Genomic DNA, 21,315 nt, shown 5'->3' with positions numbered 1-21,315 from the left:
GCCTTACTTCGCGGCCGGCGCCGCAGCCGCAGACGCGGCGGCGGGGGCAGCGGCGACCGTGACCCTGTCGCCCTCGTTCAGGAAGCCGGCGCCCTGAACCACGACGCGGACACCGGGTTCGATCCCGCTGACCGCGGTTTGATCGTCCCGACGCGACAGAACGGTCACTGGACGGAAATGGGCGGCCGACTGGGCGTCCAGCACGAAGACGCCCGAGCGGTTGTTGCGATAGAGGACCGCCCCGGTCGGCACGACCGTTGTCGGCTGGGCCCCGGCGGTGATGGAGGCGCGGGCGAACATGCCGGGCTTCAGACCGCTGCCCGGCGACAGGCTGATGCGGGCCAGGCCCAGACGCGTTTCGGGGTCCACTTCAGGCGTGACGATGCGGATTGTGCCGCTGGTGGCGACGCCTTCGTTCGAGGTGATGGTGGCGGTCTGGCCGGCGCGCAGAGCGGGCAGGTCGGTCTCGGGCACCTGGGCGTCCAGCTCCAGGCGGCCGTCGCGGACCATGCGGAAGAGCTGCGTCCCGGCCTCCACGATCTGGCCGCGCGTGACGTTGCGGCTGATGATCAGCCCCGACACCGGAGCCTTGATTTCGCTCTGGGACAGGCGCGTGCGGGTTTCCGACAGAGCGGCGCGGGCCGAGGCCAGATTGGCCTGGGAGGCGCGCTGATTGGCCAGCGCCGTATCCAGCGAGGCCTGGCTGAGAAAGCCGCGCTGCTTCAGCTCCTGGGCGCGACCCAGGGCGGCGTCGTCGCGCGCGGCGTTGGCCTCGGCCGTCTCCACAGCCGCCTGCTGCTGACGCAGTTGGGCCTGAAGCAGGGCGTCGTTCAGTTTCACCAGAACCTGGCCCTGGCGAACATAGGAGCCTTCATCGACATAGACGCCGACGGCGGTGAGGCCGCCGGTCTCGGCCCCGACGGGGACTTCCTCCCAGGCCGAGACGCTGCCCGACGCGACGATGACGCGGGGCAGGGCCTGCTCGATCGCAGTCGCGGCGCTGACCGTCTGGCGCGACGCGCCGGCCGGCTTGTCGCCCGTCTTGGACTTGTCCTCCCCATGGCCGCCGCAGGCCGAAAGCGTCAGGGCCGCGGCTGCAGCCAGAATCAGGGCGGGAACGGCGCCCGGGAAGGGAAGGGATTTCGCCACGTGCGGGGATCCTTGAAAGGGTCGGTGCAGGGAGGGCGCGAACCTTCTGTCCGGCGCCGGACACGAGTTTGATAGCCAGGCTTCTTATCGTTTCAGCGAAGCGTTCTCAAACCTAGCCTGCCTGCATTACCGCGAAGTAATACGGTTCGATCTTCGCGGAAATTTATGATCAGGGGCGATCGCGGTCCGGCAGGGCGGCGACTTCCGCGTCTGTCAGGCGCTTGACGATGCGTACACGGCAGGGCGTGACCGGCGGCGTCCCGCCCGAGGGCACGATCATGGTCCAGTCGCCGGTGCACAGGCGGGTCAGGCCGCCCTGGGGCAGGAAGGCGAGGCCCATGGCGTTCTCCAGATCGCGGCAATAGCCGGCGGTTTCCAACTGGAACACGTCCTTGCCCGAGCCTCTTAGGTAGATGGTGTTGTTGCGGACCCGGAAGCTCGAAATCTGGTCCTGGAACAGGCACTGCCGCGCCGCGCTGTCGCTGGTGCTGGCCGCCTGCTCGGTCGATGCGGTGGGCGCGCACCCCGTCAGGGCGACGGCGCCGGTGGCGATGAGGGCGAGGGATGGTGTCAGGCGCAGCATTGAGGGGCTCCGTGCAAGCTCTGCGGCCCAGCTTATCACCGGCCGGATGAACCGCGCCTGTCTAAGCGGCGGACCCCGGCTTTGGTTGCGGCGCCAAACGTAACGGCTGCAGCCTTTCCGCATAGGCCAACGGCAACGGAGACGGCTGATCGAGGATGATAGCCGCCAGATGCTCGGCCAGAAGGGGGGCGACGCAGAAGCCGCGCGATCCCAGACCGGTCAGGGTGTAGAGACCCGATGAGGTCAATGCTCCGACCATGGGCAGGCGGTCAGGCGTCGTGGCGCGCACCGCCGTGCGGCGTTGCGACGGGCCGGCGGCCTCGACTCGCTGGGCTAGCTCGGGCAGGACGGCTGCAAGGGTGGCCAGATTGCGGGCCGACGCCTCGTCGCCGGGGGCGAGGGCGGTCTTGCCGCGATCGTGGGTGGCGCCGAACAACAGGCCGTCGCCCGTCGGCACGGCGTATCCGCCCCAGGCTACGGGCTGGGCTGTCGGACCCTCCACCCAGTCCGCCTGACCGGCGATAGGGGCAAGCGGCAGGTCTGGGGCCAGGGCCTCGGTCCCCCAACCGGCGGCGATGACTACAAAATCGGCCTTCGCCACCACTTCACCGCCGTCTTCCATCAGGCGCCAGCCTCCATCGCAGGGCTGAACCGAGGCGACGCGCCCGACCACGCGTTTGGCCCCGGTCAGCCAAGTCTCCAAGACGGCGGCGGGGCGTAGGGCCAGCGCCCCGCTCATGCGCAGGGCGCCGCTCGAGACCGGTTCGCCCACATGGCTCGAGACGCGATCGGGATCGAGACGGGTCATGGCGGCCGAGGGCCACAGGGATTGGGCGGCGACCTTGTCGAAGCGGGTCGCGTCGCGCGGCGCCTGTTCCAGTTGCAACACGCCCTCGGCGATGACGGCGTCGGGGACGGCGCCATAGAGCGTGCGGGCCCGCTCCAGCGCCTGGGCGTGGAAGCCGGCGATCAGGGCGTCGCCCGCGTCGAGGCGGGGCGTGACAAGGGCGGCGGGGAAGCCCGATCCGCCCGCGCCGGGGTGCTCGGCCTCGATCACCGTGACGCGGGCGCCGCCGGCGATCAGGGCGCGGGTCACGGAGGCGCCGGCGATGCCGGCGCCGACGACGGCGACGTGGCGCTGCGGGCGGGCGGCAGGCGGCGGGCCGGGCAGATGGGCTTCCAGCCGTTCGCGCTTGCGTCCGTGACCGGGCTTCTTCTCGACAAGGAAGCCGTGCTCGGCCAGTCCGCGCCGGACGGCCCCGGCGACGGTGAAGGTGGCGAGACGCGCCCCGGGGGCGGAGCGGGCGGCGATCAGGGTCATGATCTGCGGCGACCACATGCCCGGGTTCAGGGCCGGTGAGAAGCCATCGAGGAACCAGGCGTCCGCCGGGCCGGACCATTGCTCCAAGGCCCATTGGGCGTCGCCGACGGCCAGGTCGATGCTGGCGTTCCACTGCGGCAGATCGAGGCGATGGAAACCCGGCGTTCCGGTCGGCCAGGCGGCCAGGACGGCGGCGGCGGTCTCGGCCAGTTCGGGCCAGGCGGCGAGGGCGCGGGCGGCCTCATCGCGGGTCAGGGGGAAGCCCTCGATCGAGAAGACGTGCAGTCGACCGTTCGCGGGTCGGGTGCGGCGCCACAGGTCCAACAGGGCGACGATGTTCAGCCCGGTGCCGAAGCCCAGTTCGGCGACGGTGAAGTCGGCGCGACCCGCCCAGGTTTCGGGCAGGCCGCAGCCATCGAGGAAGACCGCGCGGGTCTCGGCCAGGCCGTCGTCCCGGGAGAAATAGACGTCGCCGAACCGGCCCGAGCGCGGCGAGCCGTCATCGGCCCAGAACAGTTGCGGAGAGGCGTCGTCGGGCAGTTCATCGACCATGAGAGGGCTTTATCCGTCCGCAATCCCACTGGATAGCGGGCACGAAAAAGGGGCCGTCCGAAGACGACCCCTTTCCGCATCGCGACCCGAGGGCCGCGATCCAAGACGTAAGTCTTAGTGAGCGGCAGCCGGAGCGGCCGGAGCAGCAGCGGCGTCAGCGGCCGGAGCGGCAGCAGCGGCTTCAGCAGCAGCGGCCGGAGCGGCGGCAGCGGCTTCACCAGCGGCGGCGGCAGCGTCGGTGGCGGCGGCGTCGGCGGTCGCAGCAGCGTCCGTAGCGGTTGCAGCGGCGTCGGTGGCGTCGGCAGCGGCGTCTTCAACCTTGTCGGTGGCGGCGGGTTGGCAAGCAGCCAGAGCCAGAGCGGCGGCCGAAGCGGCGATCAGAGCGGTGATGCGCATAGTTTTTATCCTTCAGAAGGGAAACGCGAGATCATGAATCCTCGCTGAGGGGAGATAACGGGATCGTGAGTGAAACCGCAAGCGAAATTCTCACAGGTTCGTGAAGTCTCGTTATCCGCCATCGAAAAGGGCCGCCCCGACCCAGTCGGAGCGGCCCTTGGCCGGCTTTTTTCGGTGTGGATTGTTTTAGTGAGCGGCCGGCGCGGCGGCGGGCGGCGGGGGCGGTGCGACCGTAGCGGCGGCGGCGTCAGCGGCCTTTTCGGTTGCAGCGCCAGCCGAGGCGGCGGCGTCAGTGGCGGCGCCGGCGGCGGAGGCGGCGGCGTCAGCAGCCTGATCGGCGGCGACAGCGGCCGTATCGGCAGCGGCGTCGGCGGCGACAGCGGCGGTTTCTTCAGTTTGGGTCGCAGGTTGCTGGCAAGCGGCCAGCGACAGGGCGCTGAGCCCCGCGGCGACGATCATCAGGCGACGGATGGTCATGTGACTATAGCCCCTTTGATTCAATATCCGGCGAGACAATCCCGCCGGTGCAAGGCGTAACGCGAGATTACCAGGTTCTACAAGCCTGTTCTGGGACCTAGGCCGGCGGTATGGGCCGGGCGGTCGGGTCCATCGGATCGGCGGGCGGCCGGTCGTCAGGAAGGGTCGGCGGTGTCGGGCTCGGCGCGGAGGACGATGGAGGCGTGACTTCCACCGGCGGCGGCGCGGCTGAAGTCTCAGGCGAGGGAGCCGGCGCCATGGCGTCGGCCGGGACCGTGGCGGGCTCCGTCGGCTCCGGCGTCGGACTTGGAGGCGGGGTGTCGTTGCAGGCCGCCAGCGTGAGCAGGGCGGACGCAGAAAGCAGCAGCGGGAGGGCTTTCATCGGAGCTCCACAATGAATGCACGCGAACGTGACCTGTGGAGAACCGTCGTGAGCGGTTCGTGTTCCCTCCGTGGACGGATCAGGCGTCCATCGGCGCGGCGGCCAGGGCTTCTTCCATTTCAGTGAAGGAGGGCTGGGCCGTCGAGGGGATGTCGCCACGGCCGATCTCAACCGAGATCTGGGCGGCGTTGCCGTGCAGGTGGGCGACCAGGACCGAGCGGATGATCTTGTAGTAGGCGGCCTCCTCGTCAATGATCGCGCCCAGACGGGCGGCGAAGGGTCCGACCAGACCATAGGCCAGGAAGACGCCGAGGAAGGTGCCGACCAGGGCGCCGCCGATCATGCCGCCCAGAACTTCAGGCGGCTCGCTGATCGAGCCCATGGTCTTGATGATGCCCAGCACGGCGGCGACGATGCCCAGAGCGGGCAGGCCGTCCGCCAGGTTCTGAAGCGCGTGGGACGCGGCATGGGCCTCGTGGTGGTGCTTTTCCAGCTGCTTTTCCATGGCGTCCTCGATCTGGTGCGGATCTTCGAGGTTCATGGTCATCATGCGCAGGGTGTCGCAGATGAAGTCGGTGGCGAAGTGGTCCTTCAGCACCTTGGGGTATTTCTGGAAGATGCTGCTCTCGGCGGGCTTTTCGATGTGGCTTTCCAGGGCGATGACGCCCTTGGACTTCATCGTCTTGGTCAGTTGGAACAGGAGGCTGAGCAGGTCCTTGTAGTCCTGCTTCTTCCACTTGGGTCCGGCGAAGGCCTTGCCGAAGCCGCCCAGCGCGCCCTTGATGACTGACATGCTGTTGGAGATCAGGAAGGCCGCGATGCCCGCGCCCAGGATGGCCATCAGCTCATAGGGCAACGAGTAGAGGATCGTCGCCATCTTGCCGCCGTGCAGCAGGAAGCTGCCGAACACCATGGCGAACAGCATGATGATGCCGATAATCTGGAACATGGGGCCGCCGGACGTCCTGCTGGAGAGAGCTCAGGACGCCCGTTATCGGCGTTAATGCTTAAGGGCGGGTTTCGGGAATCCCGGTTCGGGACGCGAAATCAGAGGCGCGTGGTCCCGTCGACAATGGCTTCATAGGCCTTGGCGGTCAGCTTCTGGTAGCCGGCCTTGCCGCCGCGGACATAGACGGCCCCCTCGACCTTCTCCAGGTCGAAACCGTCGGCGACCAGATCGACCTTGCGATACTTGAAGGTGCCGGTGGTCTCGGCCGATTTCATCAGGCGGATGAAGACCGGACGGGCGTAGGGCGGCAACTGCTCGTCGGCGTAGGCGGCGAAGGCGGCGGGGTCGAACTTGCCTTCCATGACCAGCCCGGCCATGCCCGCCTTGCCTTCCTGACCGGGAACCGTGACGCCGTAGGCGATCACCTCCTGAACGCCCGGCGCGTCGTGCAGACGTTGCTCGACCTCGGCGGTGGAGACGTTCTCGCCCTTCCAGCGGTAGGTGTCGCCCAGGCGGTCCATGAAGTAGAGGTAGCCGTCACGGTCCTGGCGCATCAGGTCGCCGGTGCGGAACCAGCGGTCGCCCTTCTTGAAGACGTCGGTGAGGATCTTCTTTTCGGACGCCTTCTTGTCGGCGTAGCCCGAGAAGTCGTGGCGAATGTCGGACGCGATCTGGCCGATGGCCTCGCCGGTTTCCCCGGTCGCGACCAGACGACAGGCGCCGTCGGAGCCCCGGATCGGCTCGCCCGTTTCCGGGTCCAGGGCGATCAGGCGGATGTTGAGTTGCGACTTCAGGAATCCGGGGACGCGGCCGATGGCGCCCGCCTTGCCGTCGAAGTTGAACAGGGAGACGTTGCCCTCGGTGGAGCCGTAGAACTCCATGATGTCCTTGATGCCGAAGCGCTTCTGGAACTCGGTCCAGACATCGGGACGCAGGCCGTTGCCGAAGGCGAGGCGCAGCTTGTGGGCGCGCTCGTCCTCGTTGGGCGGGCAGTTGACCAGGTAGCGGCACAGCTCGCCGATATAGACGAACATGGTGGCGCCGGACGTCTTTACATCGGGCCAGAAATGGGTCGCGGAGAAGCGGCGACGAATGATCATCCGGCCGCCGTTCAGCAGGATGGAGCCGACCCCGACCAGACCGCCGGTCGAGTGATAGAGGGGCAGGCAGTTGTAGAGGGCGTCCTTCGTCGTCGAGGCGGTGGCTCCGGCGAAGGCGCGCATATAGGTGCGGGCGCGCGAATGCGGGATGCGCGCGGCCTTGGGCAGGCCCGTGGTGCCCGAGGTGAAGATGAACAGGGCCGTGTCGCGATTGGTCAGACCCTTGCGCAGGCCCGGATCAGGGCGGACCGACGAAGCGCTGCGCACGGCGTTGTCGATGTCGCGGCGGTCGTTGGTCTCGTCCTCGTCGGCTAGGCCGTGAACCCAGCTCATCAGGTTGCGATCGACGAAGGGGCGGGCTTCCTCGACCGCGCGCCAGCATTCCTGATCGGTCACCACGTTGAAGGCGTTGGAGATGGTCAGGCAGTGGGCGAGGGCGGCGCCGCTGAGATTGGTGTTGATCAGGGCGGTGGCCACGCCGACCTTGGAGAAGCCGATCCAGGCGGCCAGGTATTCCACCCGGTTGTGCATGACCAGGGCGATGACGTCCGACCGTTTCAGGTTCCGCGCCTTGGCCCAATGGGCGTAGCGGTTGGCCAGGGCGTCCAGCTCGCGATAGGTCAGGCGGCGGTTTTCGTCCTCGACGGCGAGGTTGTCCGCGAACTTGTCGACCGCTTCCTCGATGTCGTCACAGAGCAGGACGTCGCTGTCGAGGGTGATGGGCTTGATACGCTTCAGGAGGCGGTACAGCCCGCCCGCGAACTTCATATCGCGCCGGATGTTCGCTGCCAGACCCATGGTTGCGCCGCCTCTTCCCGAATTTAGCCTTTCCACGGTGATGAACGGGCAGCGACGACGGGTCAACCGGTCGTAAGCGCACATCGCCACAATGTTTCGCGAATGCGATGCTTGCGTCGCCTTTTCGATGACGTTGGGTAAGGTTGCTTCGCGACGTTACGTCAACGTGGGTGGCGAAATACGAAAGATCGGATTGAGAAGTGACGATCGGATGACTTGATCATGCTTTCGCCTGAACTGTGGCGAGGGTGGTGTTTCTTCGCGGCGAAGGGGTCTGTTCGTGGAACCTTGCTCTTCTGGTCGGGGTTGTGGGGCCCTGGATCAAGGAGAAGACATCATGTCCGTGACCTATACCGATCAAGTTCGCCCCGCCGCCCCGCGCGTGGACAGCGACGCCTATGTGCCGGTCTACGCCCGCAGCAGCGCCCGCAAGTCGAACAAGCCCGTGAAGACCTGGATGGTCCTGGCGCCCCTGGGCGTTCTGGTGGTCGGCGGCGCCGCGGCGGCCATGCTGATGCAGCCGGCCGAGACGACGGCGCCGGCGACCGTCGAGGCGGCGCAGATTGAAGCGCCGCTCGCCATGGCCGCAACGTCGCCCCTGACCGCGCCGTCGGTGCCGATCGAGACGCCTGCGGACCTGGCGACGGCTGCGCCCATCCCGCCGGCCGCCGCCGCTCCGGTCGAACGCCGCGTCGCGCCGCCGACCCCGGCTCCCGCCCGCGCGGTTCGCGCTGCGCCTCCGGCCGCTGCTCCGGTGGTCGAAGCGCCGGTCCCCACGGGCCCGCAGCCCTATCTGTCGGTCGCCCCCGAAGCGACGCCCGTGACGGTCGCTCCTCCGGCCGCCGCGCCGGTGACCCCCGCAGCGCCGCCGGCGCCCATCGTGATCACGCCGACGAACTGATCGCTGGTGTCATAAACTGGAAGGCCCGGCTCGCGCCGGGCCTTTTCTTGTATGGGCCGCCCCGTTCAGGATCCGGCCGGCGTAACCCGCCAGATCGCATCGCCTACGTCGTCGGCGACCAGAAGCGCGCCGGAACGCACCCCCAGCACCCCGACCGGCCGCCCCATGGCCTCGCCCTTGTCGTTGCGGAAGCCGGTCAGGACGTCCTGCGGCGGGCCCGCGGGCTTGCCTCCGCTGAAGGGGATGAAGATGACCTTGTAGCCGGCGGGCGGGTTGCGGTTCCATGAACCGTGCTGACCCACGACGGCCCCGTTGCGCCACCGGGGCATCAGGGCGCCGGTATAGAAGGTCAGGCCCAGAGACGCCGTGTGCGAGCCCAGGGCGTAGTCCGGCTTGATGGCCTTGGCCACCATATCGGGGCGGGGCGGCTGGACCCGGGCATCGGCCGTCTGGCCATAGTAGCTCCAGGGCCAGCCGTAGAAGCCGCCGGGCGTGACCGAGGTCATATAGTCGGGCACAAGGTCATCGCCGATCTCGTCGCGCTCATTGACCGAGACCCACAGCCTTCCGTCCTCGGGGTTCCAGGCCATGCCGACCGGGTTGCGCAGGCCCGAGGCGAAGACGCGGCGGGCGCCGGTGGCGGGGTCGATCTCCAGCACGGCGGCGCGGTCGACCTCTTCGTCCAGGCCGTTCTCGCCGACGTTCGAATTGGAGCCGACGCCGACGTAGAGCCGAGATCCGTCAGCCGAGGCGATCAGGCTCTTGGTCCAGTGGTGGTTGCGACCGGCGGGCAGGTCCGCGACCTTGACCGGCGTGGCGGTGATCTGCGTCTGTCCTGTTTGATAGGGGACGGCGACGACGGCGTCGGCGTTTGCGACGTAGAGGCGGTCGCCGATCAGGGCCATGCCGAAGGGCGAGGCCAGGCCGGACATGAAGGCGGTCTTCATTTCCGCGACACCGTCGCCGTCGGCGTCCCGCAGCAGGGTGATGCGATTGGCGCTGGGCACGCCCGCGCCCGCCTTGCCCATGACGAGGCCCTGGATCCAGCCGCGTAGGCCACCCTTCTTGTCATCGGGTCTGGGTGGGGCGTTGCTTTCCGCCACCAGCAGGTCGCCGTTAGGCAGTTCGTAGAGCCAGCGTGGATGGTCGAGACCGGTCGCAAAGGCGTTCACGGCCAAGCCGGAGGCCGCCACCGGCGCGCCGCCCTCGGGCCAGCCCACGGCCGGGGCGATCTTGACGGTGGGCAGGCGCTGGGTGCGAGCCTCGGGCAGTTGCGGATCAGCGCCGAAACCCAGATGCTCCGGGAGGGTGCTTTCAGTCTCGCAGGCGGCCAGGACAAGGACCAGCGGCAGGGCGGCGATGAAACGAAGCGCGGACATGAGAGCAGCCTGTGATGTTCGGCGCATCATAGCGCGAACCGGGGAGAAAAACCTTGTTTCGCCGCGTGGGGGAGGCCCCTTGAGCCAGGGCTGTTCGTTGCCTATCTGCGCAACCTGCGCCGGGAGGGCCCATGCCGCCAGTCATCACCATTCAGGGTCTGAGCAAGACCTATAAATCCGGCCATCAGGCGCTGAAGCGCGTCGATCTGGAAATCGAGAAGGGCGAGATTTTCGCCCTGCTGGGGCCGAACGGCGCGGGCAAGACGACGATGATCTCCATCGTCTGTGGCATAGTCACGCCCTCGACCGGAACGGTCACCGCCGACGGCCACGACATCCAGAAGGACTATCGCGCCGCCCGCACCCGCATCGGCCTGGTGCCGCAGGAGCTGACAACCGACGCCTTCGAGACCGTCTGGGCCACCGTCACCTTCAGCCGCGGTCTGTTCGGCAAGGCGCCCAACCCTGCCTATGTGGAGCAGATCCTTCGCGACCTCAGCCTGTGGGACAAGAAGGACGCCAAGATCATGACCCTGTCCGGCGGAATGAAGCGCCGTGTCATGATCGCCAAGGCCCTGAGCCACGAACCCGACATTCTGTTCCTGGACGAGCCGACGGCGGGCGTGGACGTGGAGCTGCGTCGCGACATGTGGGCTCTGGTGCGGCGCCTGCGCGAGCGGGGCGTCACCATCATCCTGACCACCCACTATATCGAGGAGGCCGAGGAGATGGCCGATCGGGTGGGGGTCATCCTCAAGGGCGAACTGATTCTGGTCGAGAAGACCGCGGTCCTGATGAAGAAGCTGGGCAAGAAGACCCTGACGCTGAACCTGCAGGAGCCGATGACGGTCCTGCCGCCGGAACTGGCCGAATGGGACCTGAGCCTGAAGAACGAAGGCGGGGAACTCGAATACGCCTTCGACGCCCACGCCGAGAAGACCGGGGTCCCGTCGCTGCTGCGCCGCCTGTCCGACCTGGGCGTCGCCTTCAAGGACCTGAACACCCGCCAGAGCTCGCTGGAAGACATCTTTGTCAGCCTGGTCCATCGCGACAGCAACAGTGGCGGGGAGGCCGCGTGATGACGTTCAACGGACATGGCGTCTGGGCCATCTATCGTTTCGAGATGGCGCGGGCCCTGCGCACCCTGTGGCAGTCGATCGTCACGCCGGTGATCACCACAGCCCTCTATTTCGTCGTCTTCGGCGGGGCCATCGGCAGTCGGATGGAGGAGGTCGGGGGCGTGCCCTATGGCGCCTTCATCGTGCCGGGCCTGATCATGCTAAGCCTGTTCACCCAGTCGATCTTCAACGCCAGCTTCGGCATCTATTTCCCGAAATTCACCGGCACCATCTATGAGATCCTGTCAGCCCCCGTGTCGCCGCTGGAGATCGTCATCGCCTATGTCGGGGCGGCGGCGACCAAGTCGGCGGTTCTGGGGTTGATCATCCTGGCGACGGCGGCCCTGTTCGTGCCCTTGCAGATCCTGCACCCCTTCTGGATGCTGGCCTTCCTGATCCTGATCTCGACGACCTTCAGCCTGTTCGGTTTCATCATCGGCGTCTGGGCGCAGAATTTCGAACAGTTGCAGATGATCCCCATGCTGATCGTCACGCCCCTGACCTTCCTCGGCGGGGCCTTCTATTCGATCGACATGCTGCCGGACGGCTGGCGCACGGTGACCCTGTTCAATCCGGTGGTCTATCTGATCTCGGGTTTCCGCTGGGCCTTCTACGGCATAGGCGACGTCAGCGTGGGGTTGAGCCTGATGGCCACGCTGGGCTTCTTCTTCGCCTGCCTGGCCGCCGTGGGCTGGATCTTCAGAACCGGCTATCGTCTGAAGAACTGAGGTCGGTTCTGCGCGTCACGAAACCGCCGAACTCGCTCAGCAGTTTGACGGTCTGCCTGCCCCTTTCGTGATGCGCGCCGTCCGGCGCCGGAGCCCGAATGTCCGACGCCGACGACAAGTCCACGCCCTTCGCTCGCCGTCCCGTGCAATGGGGACGGCCGCCCCAGACGGTCTTCCGCGCAGGCCCTTTGCCGCGCGGCGCGGGACTGGCTCCGCCGGTCGTTCCTACGCCCCGAACCTCAGCGCCCAGGACAGAAGCCTCTGGGGTTGAGCCGCCCAGACCGACCTCGCGTCCCGCCGTGACGACCGCGGCCACGCCGCGCGGCCCCTCCAGCGGCGTGTTCGGCGGCTCCCTGGTGCCGCAGCGCCGGCCGGCGCCGCCGGCGGCCGCTCCGGGGCTGATCACGGCGCCGAAGCCGGCCGCGCCCCAGCCGTCCCGTCCTGCGGGGCCGCCTGTTTCGTCTGCCGGGGGGGACACAACGCCCTCGCCGGCGGCGCGTGCGACCGCTCCCGCCCGTCCGGCGGTCGTGTCCGAATCCGAGCAGGCCGTCGCCCCCTTGCCGGTCGTCGCGCCGGCCGCTGCCGCCCGCCCGACGCCGGCCCCGGTCGCGCCGCGCGCCGGCACGGACAAGGGGCCCCGTCGCACCGCGCTCTATGTCGTCGCCGCAGTCGTGGTGATCGGCGCGCCGCTGGCCACATGGCTCATTGCGAGGTCCGGCAGCGAACCGGCGCCGGACGCTCTCCCGACCATCGCCGCGCCCGTGGCTTCGCCGCCGTTGGAGGCTCCGCTGGTCGCCGCCCCCACCCCTGCGCCTGCCCCCGCGGAGCCGCCGGTCGCAGCGGCCGCCGTCGCCCCCTCGCGTTCAGCCGCCGCGCCTCGCCCCGCCGAAGCAGTTCGTCCCGCCGCCGCATCGGGAGAGCCCCAGGCCGCCGCCGCGCCGCCGGTTGCTGTTCCCGCTCCGGCCGCGGCGCCGCCTCCCGTGGTGGTGATCGCGCCTGCGCCGGAAGCCGTGCAGCCCGCCGGACCTCCGCCGACCCCCGCTCGACCGACCTCGAATGATCCCGACGCCCCGGTCGTGACCAAGCCTCAACCGCTGGACTAGGGCGGCGGCGTCTGCTCGGCCAGAGGCGGCACGCCGGTCGCTTCGCGGATGGAGTCCGTGAGCAGGTCGCGGTCGAGGGCGCTCTGGTTCGTCGGCTGGTCCGGGATCGCGATGAACTGGGTGCCGTAGATCTGAGGTCGGTCCACGGCCACCAGGTAGCGGTCCAGGCTGGCGGCGGCCAGCCAGGCGCCGTCCTGTTCGCCCAGGCTCAGGGCGGCGGTCGCCAGGGCGTGGGCCAGCAGAAAGTCATCGGGATGGTCGCCGTGCTGGAAGATGAAGCCGGCTCGCCAGTAGTCCCCTCCGGAACGCACCTCGCCTCGATCCAGCATGGCTCGGACCTGCTCTCGGCGTTCGGCGTCGGCCAGACTCATCCTCAAGCCTTCCTTCAGATCAAGGATGCCTCCCTTGCGCGCCTTCTGGTCGGCGTTGAACAGGGCGGTCAGCGCCCGATTGTCGGCCACAGGCGCCGGGGCGCCCTCAGAACGAGCCGAAGGACCGCAGGCCGTGAGCAGGAGCAAGGCCGCGAAGAGGGGAGCGAAACGTTTCACGCCTTTTGATAAGGGCAATGGCAGCGCTTAGCGCAAGGTCAGGTATCCACGTTCCACCATGCGGCGCAGGGCTTCGTAGGCTTCGGCCAGTTCCTCGTAGGCGGTGCGGGCGGCGGTCAGGCGGGCGGTCTGATCCGGGGTCACGGCGGAGCCGGATTCGGACAGGCGCAGGGCTTCGGCGGCCCAGCGCGCGCGGGCGTTGGCCGTCAGCACGGCCAGCTTCTGAAACGCGCCCGTATCCACGCGCGAAAGCGTCTGGCCGATGACCTCGCGGTTGGAGATGAAGGCGGCGTAGTCGATCTGCTCCAACTGGCCGCGCAGGCGGCGCTGCTCCTGCGGGTCCAGGTCCTCGGGCTCGAAGTGGTCGCGCTGGCGGCGATAGCTCTGGGTCAGGACGGTCGACATGGCGTGCTCCAAGGGGGCCGTGGAGCGAGGCTGCGCCGTTCCGGTTAACGGGTCGTTTGCGCCTCCGCCGCGACCCCGGTCGGAGCCAGCTTCAGCCGCTCGCGGTCCGGCGCACCGAGGCCGCGCGGGCAGGACATGGGCTGGTAGGCCCTGGAGTAGCAGAGCCGCGCCTCGCGGAACCAGCCGTCGGTGGTGGCGATGAACACGCCGTCGCGCGGCAGGCCGGGATTGGCGGCGACGAAGGCGTCGCGGATGGCGCCCGCGGTCAGGCGCTCGGCCGGAATGGCCTCCAGATCGGGCTTGTTGAGGCCGTTCCACATGCGGGCGGCCCGTTCGAAGTAGGCCTCAGGATCGTCCCAGCCGCAGGTGCCGTGGGCGGCCCATTCGTGCTGCTGAAGGGAGGGCGAGGGCGTCATGCAGAAGTGCTTCTTCACCGTCGCCACGGGGATGGCAGGGCCGGGGGCGGCGCAGTAGCGCGGGTGTTTATTGTCCGCGCCATTGGGCCAGAGGCCGTGCAGGGTCAGGCCGAACTGGTTGTGGGCGCACTGATGGCGCGCGTCCGGGTAGTCCTTGCCCGAGCGGCAGGCCTGGGGCGACCAGCTGACGGCCAGCATGTTGAAGGCGACCGGCACGTCGGGCGCGGCCTCGTCCGCCGGGACGGGGTAGGGGCGGGCCGGCTCCAGATCGGCGGGGACGGCGCAGGTCGCGCCGTCGACGGCGGCGGTCATGACCGGCGACGACAGGCGCGGTTCGCACCCGGCCAGCAACAGGACGGCGCCCAGGGCCAGGGCGGCGGCGGCGGGCGAGAGCAGGGCGGACGGCCGCATCAGGAACTCCGGTCGGACGGGCGGGAAAGCGACGCCTAAACCCTTCACATCACGCGGTCGAGACGGAACCGGGCGGGCGTCTCAACCATTGATAAGCGTAAGCATAATGGGACCCGGTCATGCCTGAACAAACCGCCTTTGAAGCCGCCCTGGAAGAGGCGATCGCCCTGTTCGAACAGGGCGAGGCGATGAACCAGGCCCGGTTTGACGAACTGATCGCTGAGCTGGAAGCCCGCCGCCCCGCCCTGGCCGCCGTGCCCGAGGACGACCCCCGCGCCGCCCGCGCCCGCGACCTGCAGGCCCGCGCCGACGAGCTGGAGCGCCGCGCCGCCCAGGGCCACGGCCAGATGGACGAGGTCAACACCCTGCTGACCCCGCTGATGGGGCGAAAGGGCGAGTAGTCGCGCGCGGCGGGACTGGCGCTCGCCATCTGCAACACCATATGGTGCGGATAACCAGAGGAACCGCACCATGACCGACGCCGCCGCCCCCGCTCTGAAGACCCTGAAGATCGACTTCGTCTCGGACGTAGTCTGCCCCTGGTGCGCCGTGGGACTGGGCGGGCTGACGACCGCGCTGGACAAGCTGAAGGGGGAGGGGATCGCCGCCGACATCGCCTTCCAGCCGTTCGAACTGAACCCGCAGATCGCGCCGGAGGGCGAGAACATCGTCGAGCACATCGGCCGCAAGTACGGCTCCACCCCCGAACAGTCGGCCCAGAACCGCGAGATGATCCGCGCCCGCGCCGCCGAGGTCGGCTTTGACATGAAGATGGGGCCGGAGAGCCGCATCTGGAACACGTTCGACGCCCACCGCCTGCTGCACTGGGCGCATGAGACGGCGCCGGAGAAGCAGGAGGCCCTGAAGCGCGCCCTGTTCACGGCCCACTTCACCGAGAACCGCAACATCACCGACGCCCGCGTCCTGACCGAGGCCGCCGAGGCGGCGGGGCTGGACCGGGCCGAGGCGGGCGAGGTCCTGGCCTCGGGCCGCTATGCCACCGAGGTGCGCGGCGCCGAGGAGCTGTGGCGGGCGCGGGGCATCACCTCGGTGCCGGCCGTCGTGGTCGAGGGCAAGTACCTGATCAGCGGCGGCCAGCCGGCGGCGGCGTTTGAACAGGCCCTGCGCCAGATCGCGGCGGAGACCTGAGGCCCGACGCCTAGAAGGGCGGATCGCCCAGGTTCTCCACGTCATAGACGTCGCTCAGCGCATACATGCGCGGGCCATAGTCGGGGTGGCCGGGCGGCGAGGTCTTCACCAGTTCCTCCCGCGCGCGGAAGAAGCCGAGGAAGTCGCCCGACGACACGCTCATCAGCAGCCGGGTCGGCTCCTGGCCCTGGTTGCCCTGGGCGTGGGGCGTGCCGCGCGGGATGAAGACATAGTCGCCCGCCCCCAGCACCCGCGTCTGGCCATTCACATGCAGGGTCAACTGTCCCGACAGGACGTAGAAGCTCTCGTCCATGCGGTGATGGACGTGGATTGGGGTGCGATAGCCCGGCCCCTCGATCAGCAGCAACTGGCCCATGGCCCCGGCCTCGGGCGGGGTGAGATAGGCGACCTGTCCCACCCCGATCGTGCCCGCCGCTTCGTCGGCGCGGCGGATGACGGCCGCGTTGGCGGGCGCGGGGGCCTGCTGAGCGGGCGGCGTCAGCAGGGCGGCGAGCAAGATCAGCATCGGGCGGTCCTTCCTGACCTGCCGAACGGCGATATGGCGACATCAAGCGCCGCCGGTCGCGGTTTGGCAAGGCGGGGACGCGGCTCGGCTTCCTTCTCCCCTTGCGGGAGAAGGTGGGCGCCGCAGGCGCTCGGATGAGGGGTGTCGGCGGGGCGTTTTGACCGGAGGCCGGGTGCGAATTTCCGCGCACCCCTCATCCGTCAGGCTCTCGCCCGCCACCTTCTCCCGCAAGGGGAGAAGGGGAGGGAAAAACAGAGTCCAATTCGTCTGAATCGTCTGAAATCGCCCCCTCGAAATCGAGGCGGACCTTGAGGGCGGTCAGGCGCGCTTCGATGGCGATGCGGCCGGCGTGGTCGGTGGGCGAGAGGGCGGCGGCGTCGCGGGCGACGGCGGCGACCTCCTGCAGGTCCTGCTCCAGGGTGGAGAGGGGTTCGGCCTTGGGTTCAGCGGCGGCCAGAAGGGCGGGGTCGCCCAAACTCACGCTGGAAAGCGCGCGCCAGGTGCGCAGCCAGGAGGCGGCCTCGGCGGCGCGGCCGCGCTGCAGGGCGCGGTTCAGCCGCATCAGGGCCTGGGCCGCCATCCGGGTCAGGTCGGGCGGGGTCGTGTCGGCCTCTTCGTCCTGCGGATCGGGCCAGACGTCTTCGATGTCGCTGCGGCACCAGCCCTCGCGCGCGGCGCGGGACCGCAGGGTCCCCAGCTTCAGGTCATAGCGGGCGCAGACGGCCTCGGCCGCATCCCCGGCCAGATAGTCGCGCCGCGCCGCCGTCCAGACGGCGTCGGAACGGATGCGATAGCCGTCGGCCCCGGTCCGCTCGCCCTCAACGTTGACAGGGGCCGCGTCGGGATCGGCGGGCGGCGCCGTCGAGGGGCGGATGTGGTCGGGGATGTAGGTGGTGTCGCCGTGCTCGTCCTGCTCCCACCGCCCGGAGGCGATGATGCGGGGTTCGCCCTCGTGCCAGTAAGTCTGGTCGTCCATCTCGCCGCCTCCTGCCTGAGCGAAGCAGGATGGCGGACGGGTGCGTCAGGATCGGACGGGGGGAGGGGCGCTCCCCTTCTTTCGTTGTCTTCCGACGAGCGTAGCGAGATCGGGGGACCTAGCGGCGCCGAAGGCGGCCTTTCAGTCGCGGATGCGGCGGGCATGGGTGAGTGGTCAGCGTTGTTTCACGCATCACGTCGGTGCGGGCGCTGTGGGTCCCGCAGGCAACGGGCGTGGGTGCTTGAGTAGGTGTTGCGGGGGAGAGGTGAAACCAATTCTGACGTTCCACATGATCACGTATCGCCGGTTGCGCTCTCGCGAAGGTTGAAGGATGCTAACTTGGGGAGGGCCAAAAACATGCCAACTGATGACCAACTAGCCGCGTCGATTGCTGAAAAACTTGCTGATTATCGGTTCGGCGAGATAGCGGCACCTGATGCGCTGCACGTGGAACTTTGGGGCGGGCAGTTTCCCAAAGCCGTCCGATCAACCGTGCTCTCGGAGATGAATGCCGTACTGTCTCAAAACTATTTGAGCAAAGAACTGGCCGTTGGATTTCTTGATGGCCTACTGGGCAGCGAAAAACTCACTGGAGGAGACCCAAAGGGCTTTTGGTCAAGCGCCAAACTTCTGAATATACAGCAAAATGGTAACAGCCAAGCTGAAATGATCGCCCTCTTCGATGGGCTTTCAAAATCCAAATTCGGCCCCTTGGCCGAACCGGAAACGCCAAGTTCTTACGTCTATATCGATGACGTAATTTTCACCGGCAACAGAGTTGCAACCGATCTGATCAACTGGTTTCAAAACGATGGGCCAGATGGCGCAGTTGTGCACATAATTGTGCTTGCCATGCATAAATCCGGGTCGTGGTGGATAAGGCAGAAGCTCGATAAATTTGCGAAAGATTCCGGAAAAAAATTCGATTACCATCTTTGGTTTGGTGTCGAAATCGAGAACCGGAAAGCATACCGAAACTCGTCGGAAATTTACTGGCCCATTAGCCTTCCGCCTTCCGCGAGTGAATACTCACGCGGACCCTATCCGTTTGATGCTCGGACCCCTGGTTGCACAGGTACGCCATTCTCGTCCGAAGCGAACCGGCAGATTCTTGAAGGTGCGCTCCTTGAGGCCGGTATGAAAATCAGAAGCTTTAGTGCTCAGCCAGCGGCTAATCTGCGCCCGTTGGGGTTCAGCTCCTTTAGCGTAGGCTTCGGGGCAACGATCGTGACATATAGGAATTGCCCGAATAATGCTCCTTTGGCTCTTTGGTGGGGTGACCCGGACGCGGCGCCGGGCCATCCTTTCCGCAACTGGCGTCCGCTAACGCCTCGGAAAACCTATGCGAAACCGTTCGTCAATTTTGATTTCTGAGGAGCCTGCTCAAGAGCCTTTTCGGCGATACGTGCGGTCTGAGGCTGCCGTCTTTCTAAAGACGAAGGAGAAATTCGGCGGCTTGTCGAATATGGCTGGGGGCTTTCCGGTACGAGTTAATGGCGCGCTCATCCCTACGGTAGAAGCGTTCTATCAAGCTTGCAGATTTCCACACTTGCCCGAAGTTCAGCTAGCGATAATTCGCGAAGCGAGTCCAATGACGGCAAAGATGAAGGGGAAGCCTTTTCGATCTCAATCTCGTCCAGACTGGGATGTTGTTAGAATTCCAATTATGAGATGGAGTTTAAGACTTAAGCTGGCATTCCATTTTCGCGAATTCTCGACGCTACTTCTAAGTACGGGGTTCAATCCTATCGTAGAAGAGTCTCGGAAAGATCCGTTCTGGGGTGCGCAGCCTCAAGAGGCTGACTTGCTTATAGGGGAAAACATACTGGGACGGCTCCTAATGGAGCTTAGAGAAGAAGTTAGGAACCGTCCTGAAGAGAGTTTTCGTTCTCTGAAAGTTCTGAATATACCGGATTTCTGTATGCTAAATAAGCAGATAGAATCGATTGTGACCTATAAAACGCGTTCGACGTATCTCACACCTTCACCTCAATCGCAGCGCCTCCCGCTCTGAACTTGGCGCTCATTTCGGCCATGCCGGCTTCGGCCTCCGCTAGGCTGGCGCCGGCGTCGTTTTGGGCCAGGGCGTCGCGGCGGATATCCTGGCTGATCTTCATCGAGCAGAACTTGGGGCCGCACATGGAGCAGAAGTGGGCGGTCTTGTGCGCTTCCTTCGGCAGGGTAGCGTCGTGGTATTTGCGGGCGGTTTCGGGGTCGAGGCCGAGGTTGAACTGGTCCTCCCAGCGGAACTCGAAGCGGGCGCGGCTTAGCGCGTCGTCGTGCAGGCGGGCGGCGGGGTGGCCCTTGGCCAGGTCGGCGGCGTGGGCGGCGATCTTGTAGGTGATGACGCCGTCCTTGACGTCCTGACGGTCGGGCAGGCCGAGGTGTTCCTTGGGCGTGACGTAGCAGAGCATGGCCGTGCCGAACCAGCCGATCATGGCCGCACCAATGGCCGAGGTGATGTGGTCATAGCCGGGGGCGATGTCGGTGGTCAGCGGGCCCAAGGTATAGAAGGGCGCCTCGTGGCAGTGTTTCAGCTGCTCATCCATGTTGGCCTTGATCTTGTGCATCGGCACGTGGCCAGGGCCTTCGATCATGACCTGGCAGCCCTTGGCCCAGGCGATTTTCGTCAGCTCGCCGAGGGTGCGCAGTTCCGCGAACTGGGCCTCGTCGTTGGCGTCGGCGATGGAGCCGGGGCGCAGGCCGTCGCCTAGCGAGAAGCTGACATCATAGGCGCGCATGATGTCGCAGATGTCCTCGAAGTGCTCGTAGAGGAAGCTCTCCTTGTGGTGGGCCAGGCACCACTTGGCCATGATGGAGCCGCCGCGCGAGACGATGCCCGTCACGCGTTTGGCCGTCATCGGCACGAAGGGCAGGCGCACGCCCGCGTGGATGGTGAAGTAGTCCACGCCCTGTTCCGCCTGTTCGATCAGGGTGTCGCGGAACACCTCCCAGGTCAGGTCCTCGGCGACGCCGTTCACCTTCTCCAGCGCCTGATAGATGGGCACGGTGCCGATGGGGACGGACGAGTTGCGGATGATCCAGTCGCGGATGTTGTGGATGTTGCGGCCCGTCGACAGGTCCATGACGTTGTCGGCGCCCCAGCGGGTGGCCCAGACCAGCTTGTCCACCTCGTCGTCGACGGAGGAGAGGACGGCCGAGTTGCCGATGTTGGCGTTGATCTTCACCAGGAAGTTGCGGCCGATGATCATCGGCTCGACTTCGGGGTGGTTGATGTTGTGCGGGATGATGGCGCGGCCGCGGGCGATCTCCTGACGGACGAACTCGGGCGTGACGAAGTCGGGGATGGAGGCGCCGAAGTCTTCGCCGTCGCGGATGCAGGGGGCGTTCTGCTCGCGGCGCAGGTTCTCGCGGATGGCGACGTATTCCATCTCGGGCGTGATGATGCCGGCCTTGGCGTATTCGTACTGGGTGACGGGGCGGCCCTCGACGCCCTTGAAGACCTGATGACTGGACACGTCGAAGCGGGGGGCCAGGTGCTTGCCCGAGGCGTGGCCGTTGTCCTCGGGTTTGACCTCGCGGGGGTTGGCCACCGGGGCGATGTCGCCGCGATCCAGTTGCCACGACGACTTGACGCGGGGCAGGCCCTTCTTGATGTCGATGGTCACGGCGGGGTCGGTGTAGGGGCCGGATGAGTCATACATCGTCACCGGCGGCTCGTTGGCCGAGGGGTGGACGGCGACCTCGCGGAAGGGGACGCGGATGTCGGGATAGAGCTCGCCCGCCACGAAGACCTTCACGCCGCCGGCGCGGGGGCCGGTGGGGATGCGGCCGGTCTCGGCCTCGACGGCCTTGCGGGCCTCTGCCAGCGGCAGCTCCACGTTCGGCTCATTGTGCTGGAGGCTATCGCTCGCGACGCGGTCGCTCGCTGCTTGAGCCTCGGACTCAGCTTGGGCGGTCGGGGTGACGTTGATGTTCATGGCGGCC

The 21,315-nt window shown here is 67.2% G+C and carries 22 protein-coding genes; 8 read left to right on the top strand and 14 right to left on the bottom strand.

The genetic code is table 11. From position 1 onward, the window contains the following. Positions 1-3: 3 nt before the first annotated feature. The 7 genes from B4A39_RS06630 to B4A39_RS06600 all read right to left on the bottom strand — a co-directional run bounded on the left by B4A39_RS06630 (position 4) and on the right by B4A39_RS06600 (position 7,707). Positions 4-1,149 carry an efflux RND transporter periplasmic adaptor subunit gene (locus B4A39_RS06630; protein WP_292034580.1) on the bottom strand — a complete coding sequence of 382 codons (1,146 nt, stop codon included), beginning with the start codon at positions 1,147-1,149 and terminating at the stop codon, positions 4-6. A 169-nt stretch (positions 1,150-1,318) separates the two neighbouring features. Further along, the gene (locus B4A39_RS06625) at positions 1,319-1,732 is read right to left on the bottom strand and encodes a DUF6491 family protein (protein ID WP_292034578.1); all 414 of its coding nucleotides are present in this window, start codon (positions 1,730-1,732) and stop codon (positions 1,319-1,321) included. Between the two features lie 61 nt (positions 1,733-1,793). Beyond that, the gene (gene mnmC, locus B4A39_RS06620) at positions 1,794-3,605 is read right to left on the bottom strand and encodes an FAD-dependent 5-carboxymethylaminomethyl-2-thiouridine(34) oxidoreductase MnmC (protein WP_292034576.1); all 1,812 of its coding nucleotides are present in this window, start codon (positions 3,603-3,605) and stop codon (positions 1,794-1,796) included. Positions 3,606-3,719: 114 nt separating this feature from the next. Continuing rightward, entirely contained in the window at positions 3,720-4,001 is a 282-nt protein-coding gene (locus tag B4A39_RS06615; protein WP_292034574.1) for a hypothetical protein, read from the bottom strand. A gap of 186 nt (positions 4,002-4,187) precedes the next feature. Continuing rightward, positions 4,188-4,478 carry a hypothetical protein gene (locus B4A39_RS06610; protein ID WP_292034572.1) on the bottom strand — a complete coding sequence of 97 codons (291 nt, stop codon included), beginning with the start codon at positions 4,476-4,478 and terminating at the stop codon, positions 4,188-4,190. A 461-nt stretch (positions 4,479-4,939) separates the two neighbouring features. Beyond that, entirely contained in the window at positions 4,940-5,809 is an 870-nt protein-coding gene (motA, locus tag B4A39_RS06605; RefSeq protein ID WP_292034570.1) for a flagellar motor stator protein MotA, read from the bottom strand. Between the two features lie 98 nt (positions 5,810-5,907). Beyond that, positions 5,908-7,707: a long-chain-acyl-CoA synthetase gene (locus B4A39_RS06600; RefSeq protein ID WP_292034568.1), complete on the bottom strand. Its 1,800-nt coding sequence runs from the start codon at positions 7,705-7,707 to the stop codon at positions 5,908-5,910. A 337-nt stretch (positions 7,708-8,044) separates the two neighbouring features. Between B4A39_RS06600 and B4A39_RS06595 the strand changes: the two genes are divergently transcribed. Beyond that, the gene (locus tag B4A39_RS06595) at positions 8,045-8,608 is read left to right on the top strand and encodes a hypothetical protein (RefSeq protein WP_292034565.1); all 564 of its coding nucleotides are present in this window, start codon (positions 8,045-8,047) and stop codon (positions 8,606-8,608) included. A 65-nt stretch (positions 8,609-8,673) separates the two neighbouring features. Here the strand turns inward: B4A39_RS06595 and B4A39_RS06590 are convergent, their stop codons facing one another. Then, entirely contained in the window at positions 8,674-9,987 is a 1,314-nt protein-coding gene (locus tag B4A39_RS06590; protein ID WP_292034563.1) for a PQQ-dependent sugar dehydrogenase, read from the bottom strand. Between the two features lie 131 nt (positions 9,988-10,118). On the opposite strand from B4A39_RS06590, the gene B4A39_RS06585 reads away from it, so the two are divergent. From B4A39_RS06585 to B4A39_RS06575, 3 genes are all read left to right on the top strand, one after another. Then, positions 10,119-11,066 carry an ABC transporter ATP-binding protein gene (locus B4A39_RS06585; RefSeq protein WP_292034562.1) on the top strand — a complete coding sequence of 316 codons (948 nt, stop codon included), beginning with the start codon at positions 10,119-10,121 and terminating at the stop codon, positions 11,064-11,066. After that, positions 11,066-11,833 carry an ABC transporter permease gene (locus B4A39_RS06580; protein WP_292034559.1) on the top strand — a complete coding sequence of 256 codons (768 nt, stop codon included), beginning with the start codon at positions 11,066-11,068 and terminating at the stop codon, positions 11,831-11,833. Before B4A39_RS06585 ends, B4A39_RS06580 begins: the two co-directional genes overlap by 1 nt. 98 nt (positions 11,834-11,931) lie before the next feature. Then, entirely contained in the window at positions 11,932-12,936 is a 1,005-nt protein-coding gene (locus B4A39_RS06575) for a hypothetical protein (protein WP_292034556.1), read from the top strand. Here B4A39_RS06575 and B4A39_RS06570 read toward each other — a convergent pair. From B4A39_RS06570 to B4A39_RS06560, 3 genes are all read right to left on the bottom strand, one after another. Further along, positions 12,933-13,397, bottom strand: a complete 465-nt coding sequence (locus tag B4A39_RS06570) for a hypothetical protein (RefSeq protein WP_292034553.1) — start codon at positions 13,395-13,397, stop codon at positions 12,933-12,935. The genes B4A39_RS06575 and B4A39_RS06570 overlap by 4 nt on opposite strands. 114 nt (positions 13,398-13,511) lie before the next feature. Next, on the bottom strand, positions 13,512-13,889 hold the full coding sequence (locus B4A39_RS06565; protein ID WP_292034551.1) for a hypothetical protein: 378 nt from the start codon (positions 13,887-13,889) through the stop codon (positions 13,512-13,514). A gap of 44 nt (positions 13,890-13,933) precedes the next feature. Continuing rightward, entirely contained in the window at positions 13,934-14,716 is a 783-nt protein-coding gene (locus B4A39_RS06560; RefSeq protein WP_292034550.1) for a ribonuclease T2 family protein, read from the bottom strand. A gap of 119 nt (positions 14,717-14,835) precedes the next feature. Here B4A39_RS06560 and B4A39_RS06555 point away from each other — a divergent pair, with 119 nt between their 5' ends. Next, on the top strand, positions 14,836-15,117 hold the full coding sequence (locus tag B4A39_RS06555; protein ID WP_292034549.1) for a hypothetical protein: 282 nt from the start codon (positions 14,836-14,838) through the stop codon (positions 15,115-15,117). Between the two features lie 70 nt (positions 15,118-15,187). Further along, positions 15,188-15,865, top strand: a complete 678-nt coding sequence (locus tag B4A39_RS06550) for a DsbA family oxidoreductase (protein ID WP_292034548.1) — start codon at positions 15,188-15,190, stop codon at positions 15,863-15,865. Between the two features lie 10 nt (positions 15,866-15,875). On the opposite strand, the gene B4A39_RS06545 is transcribed toward B4A39_RS06550, so the two are convergent. Together B4A39_RS06545 and B4A39_RS06540 are read right to left on the bottom strand one after the other, a co-directional pair. Continuing rightward, on the bottom strand, positions 15,876-16,391 hold the full coding sequence (locus B4A39_RS06545) for a cupin domain-containing protein (protein ID WP_292034547.1): 516 nt from the start codon (positions 16,389-16,391) through the stop codon (positions 15,876-15,878). 193 nt (positions 16,392-16,584) lie between these two features. After that, a complete protein-coding gene (locus B4A39_RS06540; RefSeq protein ID WP_292034546.1) occupies positions 16,585-17,367 on the bottom strand; it encodes a hypothetical protein in 783 nt (260 codons plus the stop codon). Between the two features lie 357 nt (positions 17,368-17,724). Here B4A39_RS06540 and B4A39_RS06535 point away from each other — a divergent pair, with 357 nt between their 5' ends. Both B4A39_RS06535 and B4A39_RS06530 read left to right on the top strand, forming a co-directional pair. Beyond that, positions 17,725-18,741, top strand: a complete 1,017-nt coding sequence (locus B4A39_RS06535; RefSeq protein ID WP_292034544.1) for a phosphoribosyltransferase-like protein — start codon at positions 17,725-17,727, stop codon at positions 18,739-18,741. After that, positions 18,710-19,381 carry an NADAR family protein gene (locus B4A39_RS06530; RefSeq protein ID WP_292034542.1) on the top strand — a complete coding sequence of 224 codons (672 nt, stop codon included), beginning with the start codon at positions 18,710-18,712 and terminating at the stop codon, positions 19,379-19,381. The genes B4A39_RS06535 and B4A39_RS06530 overlap by 32 nt, the downstream gene beginning before the upstream one ends. Here the strand turns inward: B4A39_RS06530 and thiC are convergent. Then, entirely contained in the window at positions 19,344-21,308 is a 1,965-nt protein-coding gene (gene thiC, locus B4A39_RS06525; RefSeq protein WP_292034540.1) for a phosphomethylpyrimidine synthase ThiC, read from the bottom strand. The two genes, B4A39_RS06530 and thiC, sit on opposite strands and share 38 nt — an antisense overlap. Positions 21,309-21,315: the final 7 nt, after the last annotated feature.

It is taken from the genome of Brevundimonas sp. UBA4553 (genome assembly GCF_002387245.1).
In the GTDB taxonomy this organism is placed as follows: Bacteria; Pseudomonadota; Alphaproteobacteria; order Caulobacterales; family Caulobacteraceae; genus Brevundimonas.
Note: the sequence above shows the minus strand (reverse complement) of the source record. Positions and strands in the feature narration are given on the sequence as shown.

Bases quoted from the DNA above. Each gene is read 5' to 3' on its own strand.
- B4A39_RS06615 (WP_292034574.1), bottom strand. From the start codon at position 4,001: ATGCGCATCACCGCTCTGATCGCCGCTTCGGCCGCCGCTCTGGCTCTG.
- B4A39_RS06550 (WP_292034548.1), top strand. From the start codon at position 15,188: ATGACCGACGCCGCCGCCCCCGCTCTGAAGACCCTGAAGATCGACTTC.
- B4A39_RS06585 (WP_292034562.1), top strand. From the start codon at position 10,119: ATGCCGCCAGTCATCACCATTCAGGGTCTGAGCAAGACCTATAAATCC.
- B4A39_RS06590 (WP_292034563.1), bottom strand. From the start codon at position 9,987: ATGTCCGCGCTTCGTTTCATCGCCGCCCTGCCGCTGGTCCTTGTCCTG.
- B4A39_RS06560 (WP_292034550.1), bottom strand. From the start codon at position 14,716: ATGCGGCCGTCCGCCCTGCTCTCGCCCGCCGCCGCCGCCCTGGCCCTG.
- B4A39_RS06535 (WP_292034544.1), top strand. From the start codon at position 17,725: ATGCCAACTGATGACCAACTAGCCGCGTCGATTGCTGAAAAACTTGCT.
- B4A39_RS06530 (WP_292034542.1), top strand. From the start codon at position 18,710: ATGCGAAACCGTTCGTCAATTTTGATTTCTGAGGAGCCTGCTCAAGAG.
- B4A39_RS06540 (WP_292034546.1), bottom strand. From the start codon at position 17,367: ATGGACGACCAGACTTACTGGCACGAGGGCGAACCCCGCATCATCGCC.
- B4A39_RS06575 (WP_292034556.1), top strand. From the start codon at position 11,932: ATGTCCGACGCCGACGACAAGTCCACGCCCTTCGCTCGCCGTCCCGTG.
- B4A39_RS06610 (WP_292034572.1), bottom strand. From the start codon at position 4,478: ATGACCATCCGTCGCCTGATGATCGTCGCCGCGGGGCTCAGCGCCCTG.
- B4A39_RS06580 (WP_292034559.1), top strand. From the start codon at position 11,066: ATGACGTTCAACGGACATGGCGTCTGGGCCATCTATCGTTTCGAGATG.
- thiC (WP_292034540.1), bottom strand. From the start codon at position 21,308: ATGAACATCAACGTCACCCCGACCGCCCAAGCTGAGTCCGAGGCTCAA.
- mnmC (WP_292034576.1), bottom strand. From the start codon at position 3,605: ATGGTCGATGAACTGCCCGACGACGCCTCTCCGCAACTGTTCTGGGCC.
- B4A39_RS06625 (WP_292034578.1), bottom strand. From the start codon at position 1,732: ATGCTGCGCCTGACACCATCCCTCGCCCTCATCGCCACCGGCGCCGTC.
- B4A39_RS06595 (WP_292034565.1), top strand. From the start codon at position 8,045: ATGTCCGTGACCTATACCGATCAAGTTCGCCCCGCCGCCCCGCGCGTG.
- B4A39_RS06555 (WP_292034549.1), top strand. From the start codon at position 14,836: ATGCCTGAACAAACCGCCTTTGAAGCCGCCCTGGAAGAGGCGATCGCC.
- B4A39_RS06565 (WP_292034551.1), bottom strand. From the start codon at position 13,889: ATGTCGACCGTCCTGACCCAGAGCTATCGCCGCCAGCGCGACCACTTC.
- B4A39_RS06600 (WP_292034568.1), bottom strand. From the start codon at position 7,707: ATGGGTCTGGCAGCGAACATCCGGCGCGATATGAAGTTCGCGGGCGGG.
- B4A39_RS06545 (WP_292034547.1), bottom strand. From the start codon at position 16,391: ATGCTGATCTTGCTCGCCGCCCTGCTGACGCCGCCCGCTCAGCAGGCC.
- motA (WP_292034570.1), bottom strand. From the start codon at position 5,809: ATGTTCCAGATTATCGGCATCATCATGCTGTTCGCCATGGTGTTCGGC.